Raw genomic sequence first — 19,722 nt, 5'->3', positions numbered from 1 at the left:
AGCGTTCGCGTTTGGCGAACGATGCTTGCCGAAATGCGGTTGGACGCACCCGAGCGTTCGCCAATAAGCTTGTCTCCACAGTACAAATTTCAGGAGACGAGCAGCATGAGCGGACCCCTTCAAGGCATCCGGGTCATCGAGATCGGCACCCTCATCGCCGCGCCTTTCGCCGCGCGCATGTTGGCCGAGTTCGGCGCGGAAGTCATCAAGATCGAGACGCCCAACGGCGGCGACCCGCTGCGCAAGTGGCGCAAGCTGCACGAGGGCACGTCGCTCTGGTGGTATCTGCAATCGCGCAACAAGAAGTCCGTGTGCGTGAATCTCAAGTCGACGGAAGGCGCGGACGTCATCAAGCGCCTCGCCGCCGATGCCGACATCGTCATCGAAAACATGCGACCCGGCGCGCTCGAAAAGCTCGGCCTCGGCTGGGACGTTTTGCATGCAATAAACCCGAAGCTCACGATGGTTCGCATCTCCGGCTACGGCCAGACCGGCCCGTATCGCGACCGGCCGGGCTTCGGCGCGATCGGCGAGGCGATGGGCGGCATCCGTTACACGACCGGCGACGCCGAAGGCCTGCCCGCGCGCGTCGGCGTGAGTCTCGGCGATTCGCTGGCGTCGCTGCATGGCGTGATCGGCGCGCTGATGTCGGTGCTGCGCGTGAAGACCGGCCAGGGCGACGGCCAAGTGGTCGACGTGTCGCTCGTCGAAAGCGTCTTCAACCTGATGGAGAGCCTCGTCCCCGAATACGATCTGCTCGGCCATGTGCGCGAGCGCAGTGGCGGGGCGCTGCCGGGCATCGCACCGTCGAATACGTATCGCACGGAAGATGGCGGCTTCGTCGTGATCGCGGGCAATAGCGACCCGATCTACCGGCGCCTGATGAACGTGATCGGCCGCGCCGATCTCGCGGACGATCCCGCGCTCGCCCACAACGACGGCCGCGTGAAGCAGAGCGCGATGCTCGACGAAGCGATCACTGCATGGACATCGCATCACTCGATGGACGACGTGCTCGCGACACTCGAGCGCGAGGAAGTGCCCGCGGGCCGCATCTATTCGGTCGCGGACATCGTGAACGACGCGCACTATCAAGCGCGCGACATGCTCCTGCAGGCGGATCTGCCGGGCGGCGCATCGGTGAAGATGCCGGGCATCGTGCCGAAACTCTCCGACACACCGGGCGAAGTGCGCTGGCAAGGTCCGGCGCTCGGTGAGCACACGCAATCGGTGCTGGAATCGCTCGGCTTCGGAGCCGACGAAGTGCAGCGGCTGCGCGCCGAAGGAGCGGTGCAATGAATGATGAATACAAAGAACCGCTGATCGTTCAGGAGGTCGCCCCGCGCGACGGCTTGCAGATCGAGAAGCAGTGGGTCGAGACCGAAGACAAGATCGCGCTGATCGATGGCTTGTCGGCTTGCGGTTTCACGCGCATCGAGGCGGGCTCGTTCGTGTCGCCGAAAGCGATTCCCGCGCTGCGCGACGGCGAGGCGGTGTTCAACGGCATCCGGCGCGGCAATGGCGTGATCTACGTCGCGCTCGTGCCGAACGTGAAGGGCGCGGAACGCGCGCTCGCCGCCGGCGCCGATGAGTTGAACCTCGTGATGTCCGCGAGCCAGACGCACAACCGCGCGAACATGCGCATGAGCTGCGAGTCGTCGCTGGCGGGTTTCGGCGATGTCGTGCGGCTCGTGCAAGGCGCATCGCAGGCAACGACGCTGAACGCGACGGTCGCGACTGCGTTCGGCTGTCCGTTCGAAGGGCGCATCGATGAAGAGCGCGTGGTGTCGATCGCGCGGACGTATCGCGAGATGGGCATCGCCGGCATCACGCTCGCCGATACGACCGGCATGGCGAATCCGCGTCAGGTCGCGCGGCTCGTCGCTCGCGTGCTCGAACACGTGCCGGCCGCCGATCTCACGCTGCACTTTCACAACACGCGCGGCCTCGGCCTCGCCAATGTGCTCGCCGCCTACGACGCGGGCGCGCGCCGCTTCGATGCGGCTTTGGGCGGGCTCGGCGGCTGTCCGTTCGCGCCGGGTGCATCAGGAAACATCTGCACCGAAGACCTCGTGAACATGTGCGACGAGATGGGCATTCCCACTGGCATCGATCTGCAAAAGCTGATCGCGCTGTCGCGCACGCTGCCCGCGCTCGTCGGACATGAGGTGTCGGGACAAGTCGCGAAGGCGGGACGCAATTGCGATCTGCATGCGGCGCCCGATTACGTGAAAACCATCTGAATCAAAAGACCAAAACTATATTGGAGACAAACATGAGCGATCTAAGCGTGAACGCGGCCAGTGAGCCGCAAGTTGTCGGGAACACCTCGGACATCATCAAAAAGGTGGCGTTGCGGCTCATGCCGCTCATCATGCTGTGCTACTTCTTCGCGTTCTTCGACCGCATCAACATCAGCTTCGCTAAGTTTCAGATGCAGAGCTCGCTCGGTCTGTCCGACACCGCCTACGGTCTCGGCGCGAGTCTCTTCGTGATCGGCTATGTGCTCTTCGAAGTGCCGAGCAACATGCTGCTCTACAAGGTCGGCGCGCGGCGCTGGATCGCGCGCATCATGATTTCGTGGGGTATCGCGACCGCGCTGATGGTCTTCGTCCAGACGGAGTGGCAGTTCTATGGACTGCGCTTCATCATCGGCGCGATGGAAGCGGGCTTCGCGCCGGGCGTGCTGTACTACCTCACGCTGTGGTTTCCGGCGAGCTATCGCGGCCGCATCACGTCGATGCTGTTTCTCGCGTCGGCGTTCTCGGGTCTCTTCGGCGCACCGCTGTCGGGTCTCGTGCTCGGGCATCTGAACGGCGTTGCGGGCATCGCGGGATGGCACTGGTTGTTCCTGCTCGGCGGTCTTCCGTGCGTGCTGCTCGGCATTCTCGTGCTGAAGGTGCTCAAGGATCGCGTCGATGATGCCGCGTGGCTCACGAGCGACGAAAAGACCCTTCTCAAGAGCCAGATTTCGACGCAAAGCCAGCACACCGACACCGGCCATTCGCTCTTCGGCGCGATCAAAACGCCCGGCTTCCTGATGCTCGGCCTGATCTACTTCCTGATCCAGATCGCATCCTACGGTCTCAACTTCTGGGCGCCGCACCTGATCCGCGCGGCGGGCACGCAGAATCCGACGATCATCGGTCTGCTGACGGCGGTGCCGTACATCTGCGGCGCGATCTGCATGGTGGTGGTCGGGCGCATGTCGGACCGTTCGGGCGAACGCCGCAAGTTCGTCGCGGCGCTGCTCGTGATGGCGGCGGCCGGCTTCTTCGCGGCCGGCATCTTCGACAAGCAGACGACGCTTCTCATCGCCGCGCTCGGCGTGATGGGCGCGGGCGTGATTGCATCGATTCCGGCGTTCTGGGCGCTGCCGCCGAAGCTGCTGACCGGCGCGGGCGCGGCGGGCGGCATCGCGCTGATCAACACGCTGGGGCAACTGGGCGGCATCGTGAGCCCGGTGATGGTGGGCCGCATCCGCGACACGATGGGCAGCACGACGCCCGCGCTGTACGCGATCGGCGCGATGAGCGTGTTGTGCGCGCTGTTGCTGCTGTTCGGCTTGCCGCAATCGCTCAGGCAGCGGGATCATTCGGCGCACCAGAGCTGAGCTTCCGGCGGTTCTGAATAAAAATGCGCCCGGCGGACTGCATGTCCCCGGGCGCTTTTTGCATTTTGCATCTGGCGTTTTGCATTCATTCGACCAGATGGCATTTTGAATGCCGCATTCACCCCGACAACGGCGAAACGGGCATCAACCCTTCCACGTCCACTCGCGAATTTCATCGCGGTCGATGCCTTCCTCGTGCGCATACCGCACGCTTTCGATGATCTGGTTCTTGAGCCATTCTTTCGTATGCGCGCTGCTGGCCGCGATGCGCTGCACGCGGTCGATCACGTCGATCGCGAGCGTATAGCGATCCACGCCGTTGATGATCGCGAGCTCGAATGGCGTGTTGATGTTGCCGCGCTCGCGATATCCATGCACGTGCATGTTCGCGTGATTCGTGCGGTTGTAGGTGAGCTTGTGCACGAGCGACGCGTAAGAATGGAAGTTGAAGATCACCGGCTTGTCGCGCGTGAAGATCGAATCGAAATCGCGATGCGACAGCCCGTGCGGATGCTCCGTGTCCGGCATGAGCCTGAACAGATCGACGACGTTGACGAAGCGGATCTTCAGATCGGCGCAGTTCGCCTTCAGGATCTCGACGGCGGCGAGCGCTTCCATCGTCGCGATATCCCCCGCGCAGGCGATCACGACATCCGGCTCCGCGCCCTGATCCGTCGACGCCCAATCCCAGATGCCGATGCCTTTCGCGCAATGCACGATGGCGTCCTGCATGCTCAGGTATTGCAGATGCGGCTGCTTGTCCGCGACGATCACGTTCACGTAATCATGCGAGCGCAGACAGTGATCCGCGATGCTCAGCAGGCAGTTCGCGTCGGGCGGCAGATAGATGCGCACGACGTCCGGGCTCTTGTTGGTGACGACATCGAGAAAGCCGGGGTCCTGATGCGTGAAGCCGTTGTGATCCTGCCGCCACACGAGCGACGTGATGAGCAGATTGATCGACGGCACCGGCCTGCGCCAGTCGAGCTCGTTCTTCGCTTTTTCGAGCCACTTCGCGTGCTGGTTGAACATCGAGTCGATCACGTGCACGAAGGCTTCGTAGGTGGCGAAGAGGCCGTGGCGGCCGGTGAGCACATAGCCTTCGAACCAGCCTTCGAGCGTGTGCTCGGACAGCATTTCCATCACGCGGCCATCGATGGAAAGCGCGCCGCCGTCCGCATCTTCGGGAAGCGTCTGTGCGACCCAGCGCTTCCCCGACGCTTCGTACACGCCGTCGAGCTTGTTGCTCGCGGTTTCGTCGGGGCCGAAGAGACGGAAGCTCGTCATGTTGCGGCGGATCACGTCGCGCAGGAACGTGGCGAGCACGGCCGTCGGCGACTGATAGACGCTCGCCGCGCGCTTGAACTCGAACGCGTAGTCGCGGATATCGGGCAGATCGAGCGATTGCCGCAGCACGCCGCCGTTCGCATGCGGATTCGCGCTGATGCGCCGCGTGCCTTTCGGCGCGAGCGCGCGCAGGGATTCGATCAGGCGGCCGTCTTCATCGAACAGCGCTTCGGGCCGGTAGCTGCGCAGCCACGCTTCCAGCGCCGCGAGATGACGATGGTTGCTCGCCGGATCGGCGATCGGCACCTGATGCGAGCGCCAGAAGTTCTCGACCTTGTGGCCGTCGAGTTCCTTCGGGCCGGTCCAGCCTTTGGGCGTGCGCAACACGATCATCGGCCAGCGCGGGCGCGTCGTGTTCTCCGGGTTCGCGCGCGCGTTCGTCTGGATCGTGCGGATATCGGCGATGCAGCGTTCCAGCGTCGCGGCCATGCGCTGATGCATCGCTTCGGGCTCGTCGCCTTCGACGAAATGCGGCGCGTAGCCATAGCCCTTGAAGAGATCTTCGAGCTCGTCGTGCGGAATGCGCGCGAGGATCGTCGGATTGGCGATCTTGTAGCCGTTCAGATGAAGAATCGGCAGCACGGCGCCATCGGTCGCCGGATTGAGGAACTTGTTCGAATGCCACGATGTGGCGAGCGGCCCGGTTTCCGCTTCGCCGTCGCCGACGACCGCCGCGACGATCAGATCCGGATTGTCGAACGCCGCGCCGAACGCATGCGACAGGCTGTAGCCGAGTTCGCCACCTTCGTGGATGGAGCCGGGCGTCTCCGGTGTGCAATGCGAGCCGATGCCGCCCGGCGACGAAAACGCGCGAAAGAGCTTGAGCATGCCGCGTTCGTCGGCGCTGCGATCGGGATAGATTTCGGCGTAATGTCCTTCGAGCCAGGAATTGGCGAGCGTCGCGGGCGCGCCGTGACCGGGGCCCGAGACGAACAGCACGTTCAGATCGTCGCGCGCAATCAGGCGGGTCAGGTGAACCCACACGAACGACTGGCCGGGGTCCGAGCCCCAGTGGCCGAGCAGCCGCCGCTTGATGTGCTCGGGCTTGAGGGGCTCGCGCAGCAGCGGATTCGCGCGAAGATAGATCATGCCGGCCGAGAGATAGTTGCAGGCGCGCCAGTACGCGTCGATTTTCGCGAGGAGGTCGGCGTCGAGGGGCGTCTCGGTCGCGGTCATGCCATTGACGTCGTCGTTCAATTGCTTCTCCTTGGCAGGTGAGGTGATTGGTCGAGCGTCCTGCGCACGGCTTCGCGCGAGATCGCGTCCCGCGCATTCCGTCCATGATCCGGCGTGTTTGTGGCGTTGTGTTGGCAGAAGAAAAACGGCGCCCGACGAGCGCCGTGGAACATCATAAAGGGGATCGGGAGGCGCGGTAGGGGGGCGCGTCATTCCATCGCGGAATGTTTGAGGTCGTAATGCATCAGGAGCGCGCGGTTGTCTTGCCACATGCCGACGTAATGGACCATGAAGCTGTCCGGGCGGCGATAGATCCACGGCGTGTTGATGTCGATGAAATCGTGGATCTGCGCGGCATCGAATCCGGGCATCGCCTCGAAGGCGCGGATGAAGTAATGCTGATCGCCCCGGCTGGCATACACGTGCGACCTGTCTTCGAGGCTTTCACACGCCTCCATGATGCGGGCGAACGCGTCATAGTTCCTCTGGTTGCGCTCGAAGCCCATGATGCCGGAGTTGAAGGTCCACGTTCCCACATCGCGCGCGAGCACGGTTTCGCGTCCGTGCGTGAAGGGCTCGAGCCGCCGGTTCATGTCGTTGACGAGCACGTCGGCGTCGAGCCAGAACACCCACTGATGATTCGGCAGGTACTCGCGCAGCAGCGCGGCCTTGTACCAGTTCCCCGCGCTCTTGCCGTCGTTCAGATGCGCGGGAATGTCGCGATGGACGTAGAGCGTGTAACCCTGCCGCTCGCAATAGCGCCTGAAGTTGTCCTCCGCGATGCGCCCGTAGCGCGCGACGTTCGGCGTATGGAGCATGACGATCGCAACAGGCCGGTTCGGCTGAAAGACGCTGTGCGCGGAGGTATCGCGCTCGCCCGCTTCCGTGAGCGTCAGATAGGGCACGCCGAGCGTCCCGCATTCGTTGACATGTTCGATGAGCGCCGCGCGAAACCGGCGATGCTGCCTTTCGTCGCGAATGCTGACCGAGAAGGCCTTCCAGGTGGCCCATACGCTTTGCAGGGAGGCCGCGGCCGGCACGACCGCGTAGACATCGCCGATGCGGAATTGAGGCGGGCATGCACTGAACGCGTGCAGCACCTCGGCTTCCTCTTGCGGCAGCACCACACCGAGGCGGCATCGGCTGACGAGATCGGCGACTTTCTCGCGGACCGCCTGCGTGTTACGGAACATGAGCACGTCCGTCTGCGGCAGCTCGGATTCGGTGCAGGCGATGAGCCAGTCCCGGCCCGCCATCAGTTCCGGCAGGGGCACCGGGCGCAGGATCGCGGCGTTCTCGCTCAACAGGAGCACGATTTCGTTGTGTTCGGCCTGACGGAGATGGCGCAGGAGCGTTTCGTATTTGTAGACCCAGCGAACAGCGTTGGCGCTGCCGGACAGTTCGGCGAAGTCGAGCTCGACGTGGCGATAGCCATGCGCACGGGCATATCGTCGATGGTTGGCGAGCGCGCCGGGCGCGTGGTCGAACAGAAGGCTGATGACGATCATGGAAGCTGCGGACGGACGATGGAGCGAGCCGGAAGCATCGCCGGAACCAGGATTCGTTCGCATGGGAGCTGTCCGAAAAGCGCGACAAACACGCCGATTCCCAAGCGCTCATAAAATGTCCGGATGATCCGAAAATCCTCTGCCCCGGACGACGCCCTCCAGGGCTTCCATCCGGCCGTCGCGGGCTGGTTCCGCTCGCGCTTTCCCGCGCCGACCGCCGCGCAGGCGCGCGCCTGGCCGCTCGTGCATGCGCGCCGCTCGACGCTCGTCGCCGCGCCGACGGGCTCGGGCAAGACGCTCACCGCGTTTCTCGCCGCCATCGACGAACTGGTGCGCGACGGCGTGGCGCTCGGCGGTGCGTTGCCGGACGAAACGCGCGTCGTGTATGTGTCGCCGCTGAAGGCGCTGTCGAACGACATCCACGTGAATCTGGAAGCGCCGCTCGCGGGGATCGCCGAAACCTTGCGCGAATCCGGCGTGGCCGCGCCCGAAATTCGCGCGGCCGTGCGCACCGGCGACACCACGCAGCAGGAGCGCAACGCGGTAAAGAAGCGCCCGCCGCACATTCTCGTGACGACGCCCGAATCGCTCTACGTGCTGCTTTCGTCGGACTCCGGCCGCGCGATGCTCGGAACCACGCGCACGGTGATCGTCGACGAAATCCATGCGGTCGCGGGCAGCAAGCGCGGCTCGCATCTGAGCCTGTCGCTCGCGCGGCTCGACGCGCTGTGCGAGGAAGCGGGCGGGCAGCGTCCGGTGCGCGTCGGGCTGTCGGCAACGCAGAAGCCCATCGAGCTCGTCGCGAAGTTCCTCGTCGGCGAGAACGAGGCGTGCGAAATCGTCGATGTCGGTCATGTCCGCGCGCGTGATCTCGCGCTCGACATTCCGCCGATGCCGCTCGAAGCGATCATGTCCAACGACATGTGGGAGCGCGTCTACGACCGTCTCGCCGACTTGTCCGCGCAGCATCGCACGACGCTCGTCTTCGTCAACACGCGGCGCATGGCCGAGCGCGCGGCGCGGCATCTGACCGAGCGCATCGGCAAGGAAGCGGTCGCGGCGCATCACGGCAGCCTCGCGCGCGAGCATCGGCTCGAGGCGGAGCAGCGCCTGAAACGCGGCGAGTTGCGCGTGCTGATCGCGACGGCATCGCTGGAGCTGGGCATCGATATCGGCGATGTCGATCTCGTCTGCCAGATCGGCTCGCCCGGCTCGATCGGCGCCTTTTTGCAGCGCGTCGGGCGCTCGGGGCATCACGTCGGCGGCGTGCCGAAAGGGCGGCTCTTTCCGACCTCGCGCGACGATCTGATCGAGTGCGCGGCGCTGCTCGACTGCGTGCGGCGCGGCGAACTCGATGCGCTGACGATCCCGCACGCGCCGCTCGACGTGCTCGCGCAGCAGATCACCGCCGAAGTCGCGTGCCGCGAATGGAGCGAAGACGCGCTCTTCGAGCGCATCACGCGCGCGTATCCGTACGCGACGCTCGATCGCGCGCATTACGAGGCCGTGCTGCGCACGCTCGCGGAAGGCTATACGGGGCGGCAGGGCGTGCGCGCGGCCTATGTGCATCGCGATGCGGTGAGCCGCACGCTGCGCGGCCGGCGCGGGGGCAAGCTGACGGCGGTGACCTCGGGCGGCGCCATTCCCGACAATGCCGATTTCGCCGTGCTGCTCGAACCGCAGGGCTTGCAGATTGGCACGGTGAACGAGGACTTCGCCGTCGAGAGCCTCGCGGGCGATATCTTTCAGCTCGGCAATACGTCGTACCGGATCGTGCGCGTGGAAGGCGGCCGCGTGCGCGTCGAGAATGCGAACGGCCAGCCGCCGAACATTCCGTTCTGGCTCGGCGAGGCGCCGGGTCGCAGCGGCGAGCTTTCGCACGCGATTGCGCGGCTGCGCGGCGAGATCGACGCGCGGCTCGGTCAAGGCGGCACCGACGACACCGCCGCGTGGCTCGCGGAAGAAACGGGCATCGGCGTGGAGCCGGCGCGGCAGATCGTCGATTATCTGGCGCGCTCGCGCGCCGCGCTCACCGTGCTGCCGACGCAGGACACGCTCGTCATGGAGCGTTTCTTCGACGAATCGGGCGGCACGCAGCTCGTCATCCACGCGCCGTTCGGCAGCCGCGTGAACCGCGCTTGGGGTCTCGCGCTGCGCAAGCGTTTCTGCCGCACGTTCAACTTCGAACTGCAGGCGGCCGCGACGGAAGACGCGATCGTGCTGTCGCTGACCGGCAGCCACAGCTTCGCGCTCGACGACGTCTGGCGCTATCTGAAATCGGCGACGGCGGAACACGTGCTGATCCAGGCGCTGCTCGACGCGCCGCTGTTCGGCGTGCGCTGGCGCTGGAACGCGACCAATGCGCTCGCGCTGCCGCGCTACACCGGCGGGCGCAAGGTCGCGCCGCAACTGCAGCGCATGAAAAGCGAGGATCTGCTCGCGGCCGTGTTTCCGGATCAGGTCGCGTGCGCGGAGAACATCGCCGGGGAGCGCGAGGTGCCGGCGCATCCGCTCGTCGAGCAGACCATCGACGATTGCCTGCACGACGCGATGGACTGCGACGCGTGGCTCGCGCTCCTGCGGCGCATCGAAGCGGGCGGCGTGCGCCTCGTCACGCGCGAATTGCCCGCGCCGTCGCCGCTCGCGGCTGAAATCCTGTCGGCGCGGCCGTATGCGTTCCTCGACGACGCGCCGCTCGAAGAGCGCCGCACGCAGGCGGTGCTCGCGCGCCGCTGGACCGATCCGCAATCCTCCGACGATCTCGGCGCGCTCGATCCCGACGCGATCGCGAGCGTGCGCGAGGAAGCGTGGCCCGACGTCACGAGCGCCGACGAAATGCACGAGGCGCTGACGACGCTCGCGTGCATCGCGGAAAGCGAGGCGCAACGCAGCGCGCAATGGCCCGCGTGGCTCGATGCCCTCGCGCGCTCAGGCCGCGCGACGCGCCTGCGGATCGCCGGGCACGACGCGCTGTGGACGCCCGTCGAGCGTCTCGCGTGCGTGCGCGCCGTCTACGAGCACGCGCCGATGCATCCGGTCTTGCAGCCGCCGCCCGGCTTCGACGACGCCTGGGCGCCCGACGACGCGCTCGTCGAGATCGTGCGCGCGCGGCTGTCGGGCTTCGGTCCGCTGACGGTGCCGGAGATCGCGCGCCCGCTCGCGCTGCCCGCATCGGCGATCGCGCTCGCGCTGACGCGGCTCGAAGCGCAGGGCTACGTGATGCGCGGCCGCTTCACGCCGGGCGCGCAGGCCGAGGAATGGTGCGAGCGGCATCTGCTCGCGCGGATTCATCGCTACACGGTGCGGCGGCTGCGGCGCGAAATCGAGCCGGTCGAGCGGCAGGATTTCATGCGCTTTCTGCTCGAATGGCAGCGCGTCGCACCCGATTCGCACGGCGAGGGCCGCGACGCGCTCGGCGCGGTGCTCGAACAGCTCGAAGGTTTCGAGGCGCCTGCCGTCGCATGGGAGGATGAAATCCTGCCGGCGCGCATCGCAGATTATTCGGGAATGTGGCTCGACGATCTCTGCCGCGCGGGCAAGCTCGTATGGACGCGCCCCGCGGGACGTTCGCGCGCGTCGGGCGGCCCGGTGCGCGGCACGCCGATCGTGCTGTTGCCGCGCCGTCATCTCGATGCCTGGAACGCACTCATGCGTCCCGACGAAGCGCCGCACCTTTCGTCGCGCGCGGAACGCGTGTTCGATGCGCTGAAGACGCACGGCGCGATGTTCTTCGACGAGCTTCTCGCCGATGTGCGTCTCTTGCGCACCGAGCTCGAAGACGCGCTCGGCGAACTGGTCGCGCTCGGGCTCGTCAACGCGAACAGCTTCGCGGGCCTGCGCGCGCTGCTCGCACCGGCGGCGAAGCGCAACGCGTTCGCGCGCCGTCCGCGGCGCGGCGGCCTGTTCATCGGCGGCATGGACGATGCCGGGCGCTGGGCGCTTCTGCGTCGCGCCAAGCAGGAGGACGCGCGCGAGGACGGCGCTATCGAGCACGTCGCGATGACGCTCTTGCGGCGCTATGGCGTCGTGTTCTGGCGTCTGCTCGAGCGTGAAGCCGAATGGCTGCCGCCGTGGCGCGATCTGCTGCGCGTGTATCACCGGCTGGAGGCGCGCGGCGAGATTCGCGGCGGGCGTTTCGTCGCCGGTCTCGCGGGCGAGCAGTTCGCGCTGCCCGAAGCGGTGCCGCTCCTGCGCGACATGCGCAAGCGGCCGAAGGACGGCGCGCTCGTCGCGCTGTCGGCGGTCGATCCGCTCAATCTCGTCGGCACGTTGTTGCCCGGCGAGAAGGTGCCGGCGCTCGCGGGCAATCGCGTGCTGTATCTCGACGGCGTGCCGGTTGGCGCGGTGATCGCGGGCAAGACGCGCTATTTCGGCGATTTCGACGGCGCCGGGCGCGAGCGTCTGCGCCTCGCGCTCGTCAAGCGCTCGGCGCGTTCGCTCGGGACTTCGGCCGGAATCGGCATGGCGGGCACCGGCGTGCCGATGCGCCATTGAGGACGCGAGAGACGAAATCCCTCGCGTATATCGACATTTATTTCTTCGTGAGGATTCGGGTCGTGAACGGCCCGGTCTGCACGACGGGCACGTCCTTCACGGGCACGCCCGGATAATCGACGACACGGTTCACGTTCGACGCCAGCCGGATGCGGAACGACGGCCGGAATCCGTCGCGCGCGCCGCCGACGATCGTGTTCATCGCCTGACGGTCGAGTTCGACGCTGTCGGCGAGATCCCTGATTTTGAGTACGGCCATGAATGCTTCCTCCAGAGTGGGGAGTCGCAATCGAGTATAGACAATTCGCTTCGTCGCGCCGATCGGACTCCGCGATCCGGCGCGCCATTTTTCTGTCCGCCAACGCCGATGGCGGCAAAAGACTAAGGCGTCTGCCGCGAGGACGTTCGGGCTGAACAATGCGAAAGCTGTGCCAGTCGTGCGAGCGCCGGCGAAAGGCCCTGTAACGCCTTGATTTTCCGATATATTCGCCGAAACCGCCCGCGCGCGTATCGAGGTGATCTGACGTGACCGCGCGGACACTTGCGATCGACGTGTCGGTCTCCGAACGACATGTGCGCAATGCCGCGCATGATCGAAAACGACATTTGCACAAGCGTCATGCGAAGGCTAGTATCGAACGAGCACCGGGGTTTTATTACGACAAGTAGTGTCGAACGATTGGAGCCGCGTCGCGTCGCACAGATGACAAGTTTTGCGCAAGCGATTCGTACTTATCGGGGCGACGGCGGGTCGCGCGACGAGTTCTTTGCCGGGGTCGACGGCGCATTGGCGACCGAGCAGACACCGGCGAAGCGGCTCATGGAGATCCTCGACGAGGAGCACGCGGCGCGGCCGTTGCCGCCGGACATCTATGCGGCCATCCGGCGCCGCATCGAGCACGCGGCGCGCATGCGTCCCGATCCGCATTCCGCCACCGGCCCCGCCGGCCGCGACGAGACGCGTCTGCAGACCACGCCCGGCTTTTCGCAGGCTCCTTCGCGCGATGCCGGCAGCAACACGGGCAGCACGGGCGGCACCTTCGGGCAGGCGACACAGGTGATCGCCGACCACGATCAGCAGATGAAAGGCGTCGGCGATACGCTCAACAGCCGTTTCGTGCTGGAAGAGTGTCTCGGCATCGGCGGCATGGGCACCGTGTACAAGGCGCTCGATCTGCGCAAGCTCGAAGCGTCGGATCGCCGGCCGTATGTCGCGATCAAGGTGCTCAATCTCCAGTTCCGCGGCAATCCGAAATCGCTGATCGCGTTGCAGCGCGAGGCGCGCAAGGCGCAGCAGCTCGCGCACCGGAACATCGTCACCGTCTACGATTTCGACCGCGACGGCCAGGTGGTTTATCTGACGATGGAGTATTTGTCCGGCCAGCCGCTGTCGCGCTTGCTTCGGAACCCGAATTTCAAGGGCATGCCGTTCGCGGAAGCGTTTCCGATCTTCAAGGGCATGGCCAATGCGCTCGCCTATGCGCACGAGCGCGGCTTCGTGCACTGCGATTTCAAGCCCGCCAATGTGTTCCTGACCGACACGTCCGAAGTGAAGGTGATCGACTTCGGCATTTCGCGCGTGATCCAGCGGCCCGAAGAGGAAATGGAGGCGACGGTCTTCGATCCCGGCAGCCTCGGCGCGCTGACGCCCGCGTATGCGAGCCCGGAGATGCTGGAGCATCGAGAGCCCGATCCGCGCGACGATATCTACGCCCTCGGCTGCATCACGTATGAACTTCTGACGGGCAAGCACCCGTTCGACCGCGTGCCCGCGATGCAGGCCAAGAGCGCGGGCATGAAGCCGCAGCGTCCGGAACACCTCGGCAACAAGCAGTGGAAAGCCGTGAAGGCCGCGCTCGCGTTCGAGCGCGAAGACAGGACGCCGAGCGTTTCGCAGTTCCTCGACGAAATCAGCGAGGAGCACGCCACGACGCCTGCGGGCCGCAAGGCGAAGAAAGGCGCCGCGCCGAAGCTCGCGATCGGCGCGGCGGCGGTCGCGGCGGTGCTCGCGGCCGCCGGGGGCTGGTACTACTTCGAGCAATCCGGAAACGGCGAGGAAACCGCGCGGGAGGCGCCGCGCGAAGCCCCACCGCGTCCGTCGGAAGGGAGCGCGTCGGGCACGGTGACGACTCCCGCGCCCGAGACGGCCGCGGCGGCGTCCGCCGTGGCGGTCACGCCCGCGGTGCCCGCGACGCCCGTTCCCACGCTCACGATGGCCGCCGTCACGCCCGTGCTCGCGAGCGTGCCGTGCTCGGCGCTCGTTGCGTCGGTGCACGATCAGACTGTCGACGTGCAGGGTTTCGTGTCGCAAAAATACGGGCTCGCGCGGCTCAAGGAAGCGCTCGGCCGCGTGCCCGGCGTGAAGACGACGAACTTCGGCGTGCAGCCGGTCGCCGACGACAAATGCGATCTGCTCAAGGTCTTCGGCCCGTACTGGACAACGAACCGGCAGTCGGGCGGGCCGGCGTCGGTGCACACGCGCTCGCGCGCGACGCGCCTCAGCGAAGGCGAACCGCTGATCGTCGATCTGATGACGCCAGCCTTCGATTCCTACGTCAACGTCGATTACTACATGCTCGACGGCAGCGTCGTGCATCTGCTGCCCAACTCGCGCTCGCGCGACAACCAGGCGCCGCCGAGCTACACGGCGACCATCGGCACGATGGGCGATTGGGTCGTCGGCAAGCCCTTCGGCTCGGAGATGATCGTGCTCATGGTCACGCCCGCGCCGCTCTTCGATGCCGCGCGCCCCGACAGCGAGGCGAAGCCCGAATATCTGCGCGCCGTCGAAAAGCGCCTCTCCGCGCTCGCGGGCAAGTACGGGCGCGACCGCGTGGCCGTCGATATCTTTCAGATCACGACGCAGGCCAAAAAGTAAGGGCGGATCTCAAGGCTTGGTGGCGGAGGCGAGCACGCACGGCATCGGCACGAGCAGTTCGCCGAATTGCGCGTGCTGCGCGCCTTGCTGCGAATAGGCCTTCACGCGCATTCTCACTTCCTGCTCGATCTGCGCGAGCGCGCTCTTCGATTGCGCGCGCAGCAGCGCCGCCATGCGCACGCCGCCGTGCATCAGCCCGTCGAGCGGCGTTTCCGGCAGCACCAGGTGCCAGGTCTGCTCGACTTCGTCGGCGCGCGCGGCGGTGAATCCCGCTTCCGTCAGCACGCGCAGGCATTCGTCGGGATCGCTGAAACGGAAGAAGGGCGGCGAGGGCGGCAAACCGACATCGAGCTTGCCGTGCAGCTGGACCGCGTCGAGCACCATGCCGAAGCCCACCGCGCGCTCGGGCGGCGCCCAGGCGGTGAACGCGACGCGGCCGCCCTGGCGCAGCACGCGCGCCGCTTCCTCGAGCGCGCGTTCCGGCTCGGGAAAATGCAGCATGCCGAAGCTGATTCCGACCGCGTCGAAACTCTCGGCGTCGAAGGGCAAATGCTCGGCGCCCGCGATCTGAAACTCGACCTCGGGATGAAGCTGGCGCGCATGCGCGATCATCGACGCAGAGAAATCGATGGCCGCCGCGGTCGCGCCGCGCTCGATGGCCGCCGCGGCGAGATAGCCGGGCCCGGCGGCGACATCGAGCATGCGCGTGCCCGGACCGACCTCGAGCGCGTCCAGCATCGCGGGATGCGACTGGACAGTCAGCCTTCCGAAATAATCCTCGTACTGCTGGACGACGTGCTCCCAGCCGTTCTTTTCGAACGCCGCGAATTCGTCGAATTGCATGACGCACCTCCGCTCGCCGCTTGCGCGGCCAAGGCATTGCCGGAGGCCGGGCCCCGCAGGATGTGCGAGGCTAGGTCTTGGGCTTCTCGATAGAAGCTTTCAGTTCCTTCAGGGCGTCTTCCATGCGCTTGCTGACGAGCGCATAGGCTTCGGCCTGAGTTTGCTGGGTCGTGCGCGCGATGTCCTGCATGTCTGCGAGAGCGTTGTGCAGCGCGCGTTGCACGACTTCGTTGGCGTTGAAGGGAGGCTGGGTCGATGTATTGGCGAATTGTCTGGCGATGGTTTCGAGCTCGCCCAGGGTCCGGCGCAGGATTTCGACTTGCTTGTCGCGCAGCGCTTCCATGCCGCCGAACGCGACGCGGTTGGTCGCCGCGAGCGCTTCGACGTCCTTGCGCCGCGATTCCATGATTGCGGTGACATCGAACCCGGGAAGCTGATACTGCTGGAACATGGCGGCGAACTGGCTGAACGGATCGCTGAAATTTTGATTCATCGTGCCTCTCCAGGTTCTTCGGTCGAATGCAAGCCATGCTTGCGGGCAAAACGCGAGAATGGCCCGGCGACGAGCGCGGTGCGCGAAATCGTGCCAACGCGCAGCCGCACCCGATACTACCAATATAAGCCTTGGAGATGGGGCAAGGGAAAACACCAGAACGAGCGGTCTCCTCTCGCCTGATGCCTGCCCGACGAGCGCAGGAGCGCGGCGTCCGGGCGAGGTTGATGCAGATCAAATCGGACCGCGCCGCCGAAGCGACCATGAAGTCATGGCGGCGCAGCAAGGACGTCTGCAAAGGATGACCGCGTGCCGCGACCGCGTGAGCGGCCGCAGCCGCCCGACGGTCGGGAGAACATCATGATCAGGGGTGAAGGGCGCATCGTCGCGGCCTTGGGTGCCGTCTTCGTGACGCTGGGCGGCATTCATGCGGCGCTGCGCGGATTGCTCTTCGACGAGACGGCCGTCACGTACTACGGCGTGCTCGCCATTCTCATCGGGGCTGCGTCGTTCGTCGTGATGCTCACACCATTGCCGAGCGACGAGCCCTGACGTTCCTGCTCTCGCGTCAGCTGTCCTCCTCTCCAGCGAAGACGCCGTGTTCCGCCTTGATCTGCTCGCGGTCGATGCACTGCACGTGCCACCGGCCGGTGCTCTTCGTGCGCGCGCCGTCGTGATACCAAAGCACGCGGCCCGCGAGACCTTCGCACGGACCGTCGGGCGCATCGAAATCGAGGCGCTCCAGCACGCAGATCGGATCTTCGACCTCCTGGCCGCAAATCATCGTTCCGTTCGATCCCGAGCGCAGTCCGCCCCAGTCCGGGACCTCCACTGCCTGGTGGCCCTCGCGTGACCAGCGGCGGGTTTCCTTGTCGAGCCACAGGATGGCGTAAGCCGCCGATTGAGCGCCCTCGAAGCCATCCAGCTTGACCGTGATACGCATGTCTTCCTCCATGAAACGATTCGATGGACGAGACGCCCAGCACTTTCGTGCCGGCCATGAGCGTCGTCGGTTGAATGGCGGCTCGCGCCGCGCGTATTTCCAAGGCGTTACGACGCGGCCCGTGAAGACCGCGATGACAAGTTCGAACGGTGCGCGGAAGATAAGTTTAATCGCGCCGCATGTAATGGGTTCCATCGCCGGAACGTTCGTAAGGCACGCCAGGATCACATGGTTTGCCGCGCCGCAACAGCGATGACGTCCGAGCCAGTCAAGCAAGACCGATGCCGAAAAAGCACTTCTCGCACATGTTCGCTTCGTGACTGCATGACCAAAGTTTAGTACGACAATCTGACGCTTCAGAGACAGGCGCGGGAGACATATCGCCGCATGCGCTGGTCATTCGATACGCGATGAGTGCGCCGCATCATCGCGCGATACGGCGTCATGAAGCGTCGCGCCGGCGCGCAATGCGCGTGCATGATTGCACCACGGCGGCTTCTCGCGCCCCACGAGGTCGCGTAGGCAGGCGTTGCGTTCGTCGCGACACATGCGCAGGCGCTGCATCGCAATATCGAACGGCGTACGCTCGATTGCAACGATCACGGGAGACGTATCCATGCGCGCAATGATTTTCGACGGCACCGCACCGCGCCTGCAGGCACTCGATCTGCCCGACCCGTCGCCGCGTCCGGGCGAAGTGCTCATCGACGTGCACGCGTGCGGCGTGTGCCGCACCGATCTGCATGTGGTCGACGGCGAGCTTGCGCATCCGAAGCGGCCCGTGATTCCGGGGCACGAGATCGTCGGGACGGTCGCGCGGCTCGGCGCGGGCGTGACGGATTTCGCGCCCGGCGATCGCGTCGGTGTGCCGTGGCTCGGTCATACCTGCGGCCGCTGCCGCTACTGTGCGGCGGGCCGCGAGAATCTCTGCGATGACCCCGGCTTCACCGGCTATACGATCGACGGCGGCTACGCGGAGCAGGTCGTCGCGGATGCGCGCTACTGTCTGCATCTGCCGCAGCGCTATTCGGATGTGGAAGCGGCGCCGCTGCTGTGCGCGGGGCTCATCGGCTACCGCACGCTCGCCATGGCGGGCGATGCGAAGCGCATCGGCATCTATGGCTTCGGCGCGGCCGCGCATATCGTCGCGCAGGTGGCGCGGCATCAGGGGCGCGACGTCTATGCGTTCACCCGTCCGGGCGATAGCGCCGCGCAGCGGCTCGCGCTCGATCTGAAGGCGCATTGGGCCGGCGGCAGCGACGAGACGCCGCCCGATACGCTCGATGCGGCGCTCATCTTCGCACCGGCCGGCGCGCTCGTGCCCGCGGCGCTCAAGGCGGTCGCGAAGGGCGGCGCCGTGGTGTGCGGCGGCATCCATATGAGCGATATTCCTTCGTTTCCCTACGATCTGCTCTGGGGCGAACGACGCGTCGTGTCGGTCGCGAATCTGACTCGCGAGGACGGGCGCGCGTTCATGCGCATCGCCGGGGAGTTTCATCTGGATCTGCATACGACGCCGTATCCGCTCGAAGACGCGAACCGCGCGCTCGACGATCTGCGCGAAGGCAGAGTGACGGGCGCGGCCGTGCTCACGGTCCGCGCTTGAGCGCAGCAACGAAGCGACGAACGTTCGTCAGTGATGCTCGAGCATCGTGCGATCGACGATCCGCACCTGCCTTCCATTGAGCCCGATCGCGCCTTCGCGCTGCAGCTTCGAGAGCGTGCGGCTCACGGTTTCGAGTTCGAGCCCGAGATAGCTGCCGATATCCGCGCGCGTCATCGGCAGGAGCAGTTCCGTCGCGCGCTCGCCGGACGATGAGGTGCTCGCGTCGAGCCGCTCCGAGAAATCGAGCAGGAACGCGGCGACGCGCTCGCGCGCGGGCATCGTGCCGAGCATCAGCGCGAGACGCGATGCGCGCACGATCTCGGCGCTCATGATCGCGAGCAGTTCGTGCTGCATCGCCGCGTACTCACGGCACAAGGGTTCGAGTATGCCCACCGGCATGATCCGCACGACACTCGCCTCGAGCGCGACGGCGTCGCTTTCGTGCCGGCTCGTGCATACGCCGTCGAGGCCGAGCGTCTCGTTGGCGAGATGAAAGCCCGTGACCTGCGTGTGCGGGGCGCTGTCGTCGTCGGTGCTGGGATAGGTCGCGACCGTCTTGAAGCAGCCGCTTTGCACCGTATAGAGGCTGCGCAGCGGCTCGCCCGCGCAATAGAGCGCGTCGCCGCGCTCGACGGTGCGCGTCGGAAACGGGATGGCGTCGGCGTCCGACAGACGGACATGCAGCGACGGCACGGCGCCGTGCGCGCCGTCGCGCGCCGCGCGTCCGGCAGGCGTGGCGGGATCGATGGACGGTTCCATGGCGGTTTCCTCCTACAGAGCAGTATGGTTCACGGATGGAGGAAAGGAAAATTCGACGCAGC

The 19,722-nt window shown here is 66.0% G+C and carries 15 protein-coding genes; 7 read left to right on the top strand and 8 right to left on the bottom strand.

The window, feature by feature from the left end; genetic code table 11:
* Positions 1-105 precede the first annotated feature (105 nt).
* Genes AWB78_RS08210 through AWB78_RS08200 form a run of 3 tightly spaced genes read left to right on the top strand, consistent with a single transcriptional unit; the run spans position 106 to position 3,613 of the window.
* A complete protein-coding gene (locus AWB78_RS08210; protein ID WP_062604072.1) occupies positions 106-1,299 on the top strand; it encodes a CaiB/BaiF CoA transferase family protein in 1,194 nt (397 codons plus the stop codon).
* On the top strand, positions 1,296-2,243 hold the full coding sequence (locus AWB78_RS08205; RefSeq protein ID WP_062604071.1) for a hydroxymethylglutaryl-CoA lyase: 948 nt from the start codon (positions 1,296-1,298) through the stop codon (positions 2,241-2,243). Before AWB78_RS08210 ends, AWB78_RS08205 begins: the two co-directional genes overlap by 4 nt.
* A 32-nt stretch (positions 2,244-2,275) precedes the next feature.
* Positions 2,276-3,613, top strand: a complete 1,338-nt coding sequence (locus tag AWB78_RS08200; RefSeq protein WP_062604070.1) for an MFS transporter — start codon at positions 2,276-2,278, stop codon at positions 3,611-3,613.
* Positions 3,614-3,757: 144 nt separating this feature from the next.
* On the opposite strand, the gene AWB78_RS08195 is transcribed toward AWB78_RS08200, so the two are convergent.
* A complete protein-coding gene (locus tag AWB78_RS08195) occupies positions 3,758-6,136 on the bottom strand; it encodes a phosphoketolase family protein (protein WP_062604229.1) in 2,379 nt (792 codons plus the stop codon).
* Between the two features lie 209 nt (positions 6,137-6,345).
* Positions 6,346-7,707 (bottom strand): glycosyltransferase family protein, encoded by a 1,362-nt coding sequence (locus AWB78_RS08190; RefSeq protein ID WP_232477643.1) that lies wholly within the window; start codon positions 7,705-7,707, stop codon positions 6,346-6,348.
* 60 nt (positions 7,708-7,767) lie between these two features.
* On the opposite strand from AWB78_RS08190, the gene AWB78_RS08185 reads away from it, so the two are divergent.
* Positions 7,768-12,138 (top strand): DEAD/DEAH box helicase, encoded by a 4,371-nt coding sequence (locus AWB78_RS08185; RefSeq protein ID WP_062604068.1) that lies wholly within the window; start codon positions 7,768-7,770, stop codon positions 12,136-12,138.
* 37 nt (positions 12,139-12,175) lie between these two features.
* Here AWB78_RS08185 and AWB78_RS08180 read toward each other — a convergent pair whose 3' ends face one another.
* Positions 12,176-12,397, bottom strand: coding sequence for a hypothetical protein (locus tag AWB78_RS08180; protein WP_062604067.1), 222 nt, complete (start codon positions 12,395-12,397; stop codon positions 12,176-12,178).
* A 444-nt stretch (positions 12,398-12,841) separates the two neighbouring features.
* Between AWB78_RS08180 and AWB78_RS08175 the strand changes: the two genes are divergently transcribed.
* Positions 12,842-15,016, top strand: coding sequence for a serine/threonine-protein kinase (locus AWB78_RS08175; protein ID WP_062604066.1), 2,175 nt, complete (start codon positions 12,842-12,844; stop codon positions 15,014-15,016).
* 9 nt (positions 15,017-15,025) lie between these two features.
* Here the strand turns inward: AWB78_RS08175 and AWB78_RS08170 are convergent, their stop codons facing one another.
* Positions 15,026-15,859: a class I SAM-dependent methyltransferase gene (locus AWB78_RS08170; protein ID WP_062604065.1), complete on the bottom strand. Its 834-nt coding sequence runs from the start codon at positions 15,857-15,859 to the stop codon at positions 15,026-15,028.
* A 70-nt stretch (positions 15,860-15,929) separates the two neighbouring features.
* Positions 15,930-16,352, bottom strand: coding sequence for a phasin family protein (phaP, locus tag AWB78_RS08165; protein ID WP_062604064.1), 423 nt, complete (start codon positions 16,350-16,352; stop codon positions 15,930-15,932).
* Between the two features lie 360 nt (positions 16,353-16,712).
* Here phaP and AWB78_RS08160 point away from each other — a divergent pair, with 360 nt between their 5' ends.
* Positions 16,713-16,904 carry a DUF2964 family protein gene (locus AWB78_RS08160; protein ID WP_062604228.1) on the top strand — a complete coding sequence of 64 codons (192 nt, stop codon included), beginning with the start codon at positions 16,713-16,715 and terminating at the stop codon, positions 16,902-16,904.
* Between the two features lie 16 nt (positions 16,905-16,920).
* On the opposite strand, the gene AWB78_RS08155 is transcribed toward AWB78_RS08160, so the two are convergent.
* The gene (locus AWB78_RS08155) at positions 16,921-17,295 is read right to left on the bottom strand and encodes a DUF3564 family protein (protein WP_062604227.1); all 375 of its coding nucleotides are present in this window, start codon (positions 17,293-17,295) and stop codon (positions 16,921-16,923) included.
* Between the two features lie 396 nt (positions 17,296-17,691).
* A complete protein-coding gene (locus tag AWB78_RS08150) occupies positions 17,692-17,913 on the bottom strand; it encodes a hypothetical protein (RefSeq protein ID WP_062604063.1) in 222 nt (73 codons plus the stop codon).
* Here AWB78_RS08150 and AWB78_RS08145 point away from each other — a divergent pair.
* Positions 17,912-18,901, top strand: coding sequence for a zinc-dependent alcohol dehydrogenase family protein (locus AWB78_RS08145; RefSeq protein ID WP_062604062.1), 990 nt, complete (start codon positions 17,912-17,914; stop codon positions 18,899-18,901). The two genes, AWB78_RS08150 and AWB78_RS08145, sit on opposite strands and share 2 nt — an antisense overlap.
* A 27-nt stretch (positions 18,902-18,928) precedes the next feature.
* Here the strand turns inward: AWB78_RS08145 and AWB78_RS08140 are convergent, their stop codons facing one another.
* Complete coding sequence (locus AWB78_RS08140; protein ID WP_062604061.1) at positions 18,929-19,660, bottom strand: helix-turn-helix domain-containing protein; 732 nt, start codon at positions 19,658-19,660, stop codon at positions 18,929-18,931.
* Positions 19,661-19,722: the final 62 nt, after the last annotated feature.

The organism is Caballeronia calidae (assembly GCF_900044055.2).
Lineage (GTDB): Bacteria > Pseudomonadota > Gammaproteobacteria > Burkholderiales > Burkholderiaceae > Caballeronia > Caballeronia calidae.
Note: the sequence above shows the minus strand (reverse complement) of the source record. Positions and strands in the feature narration are given on the sequence as shown.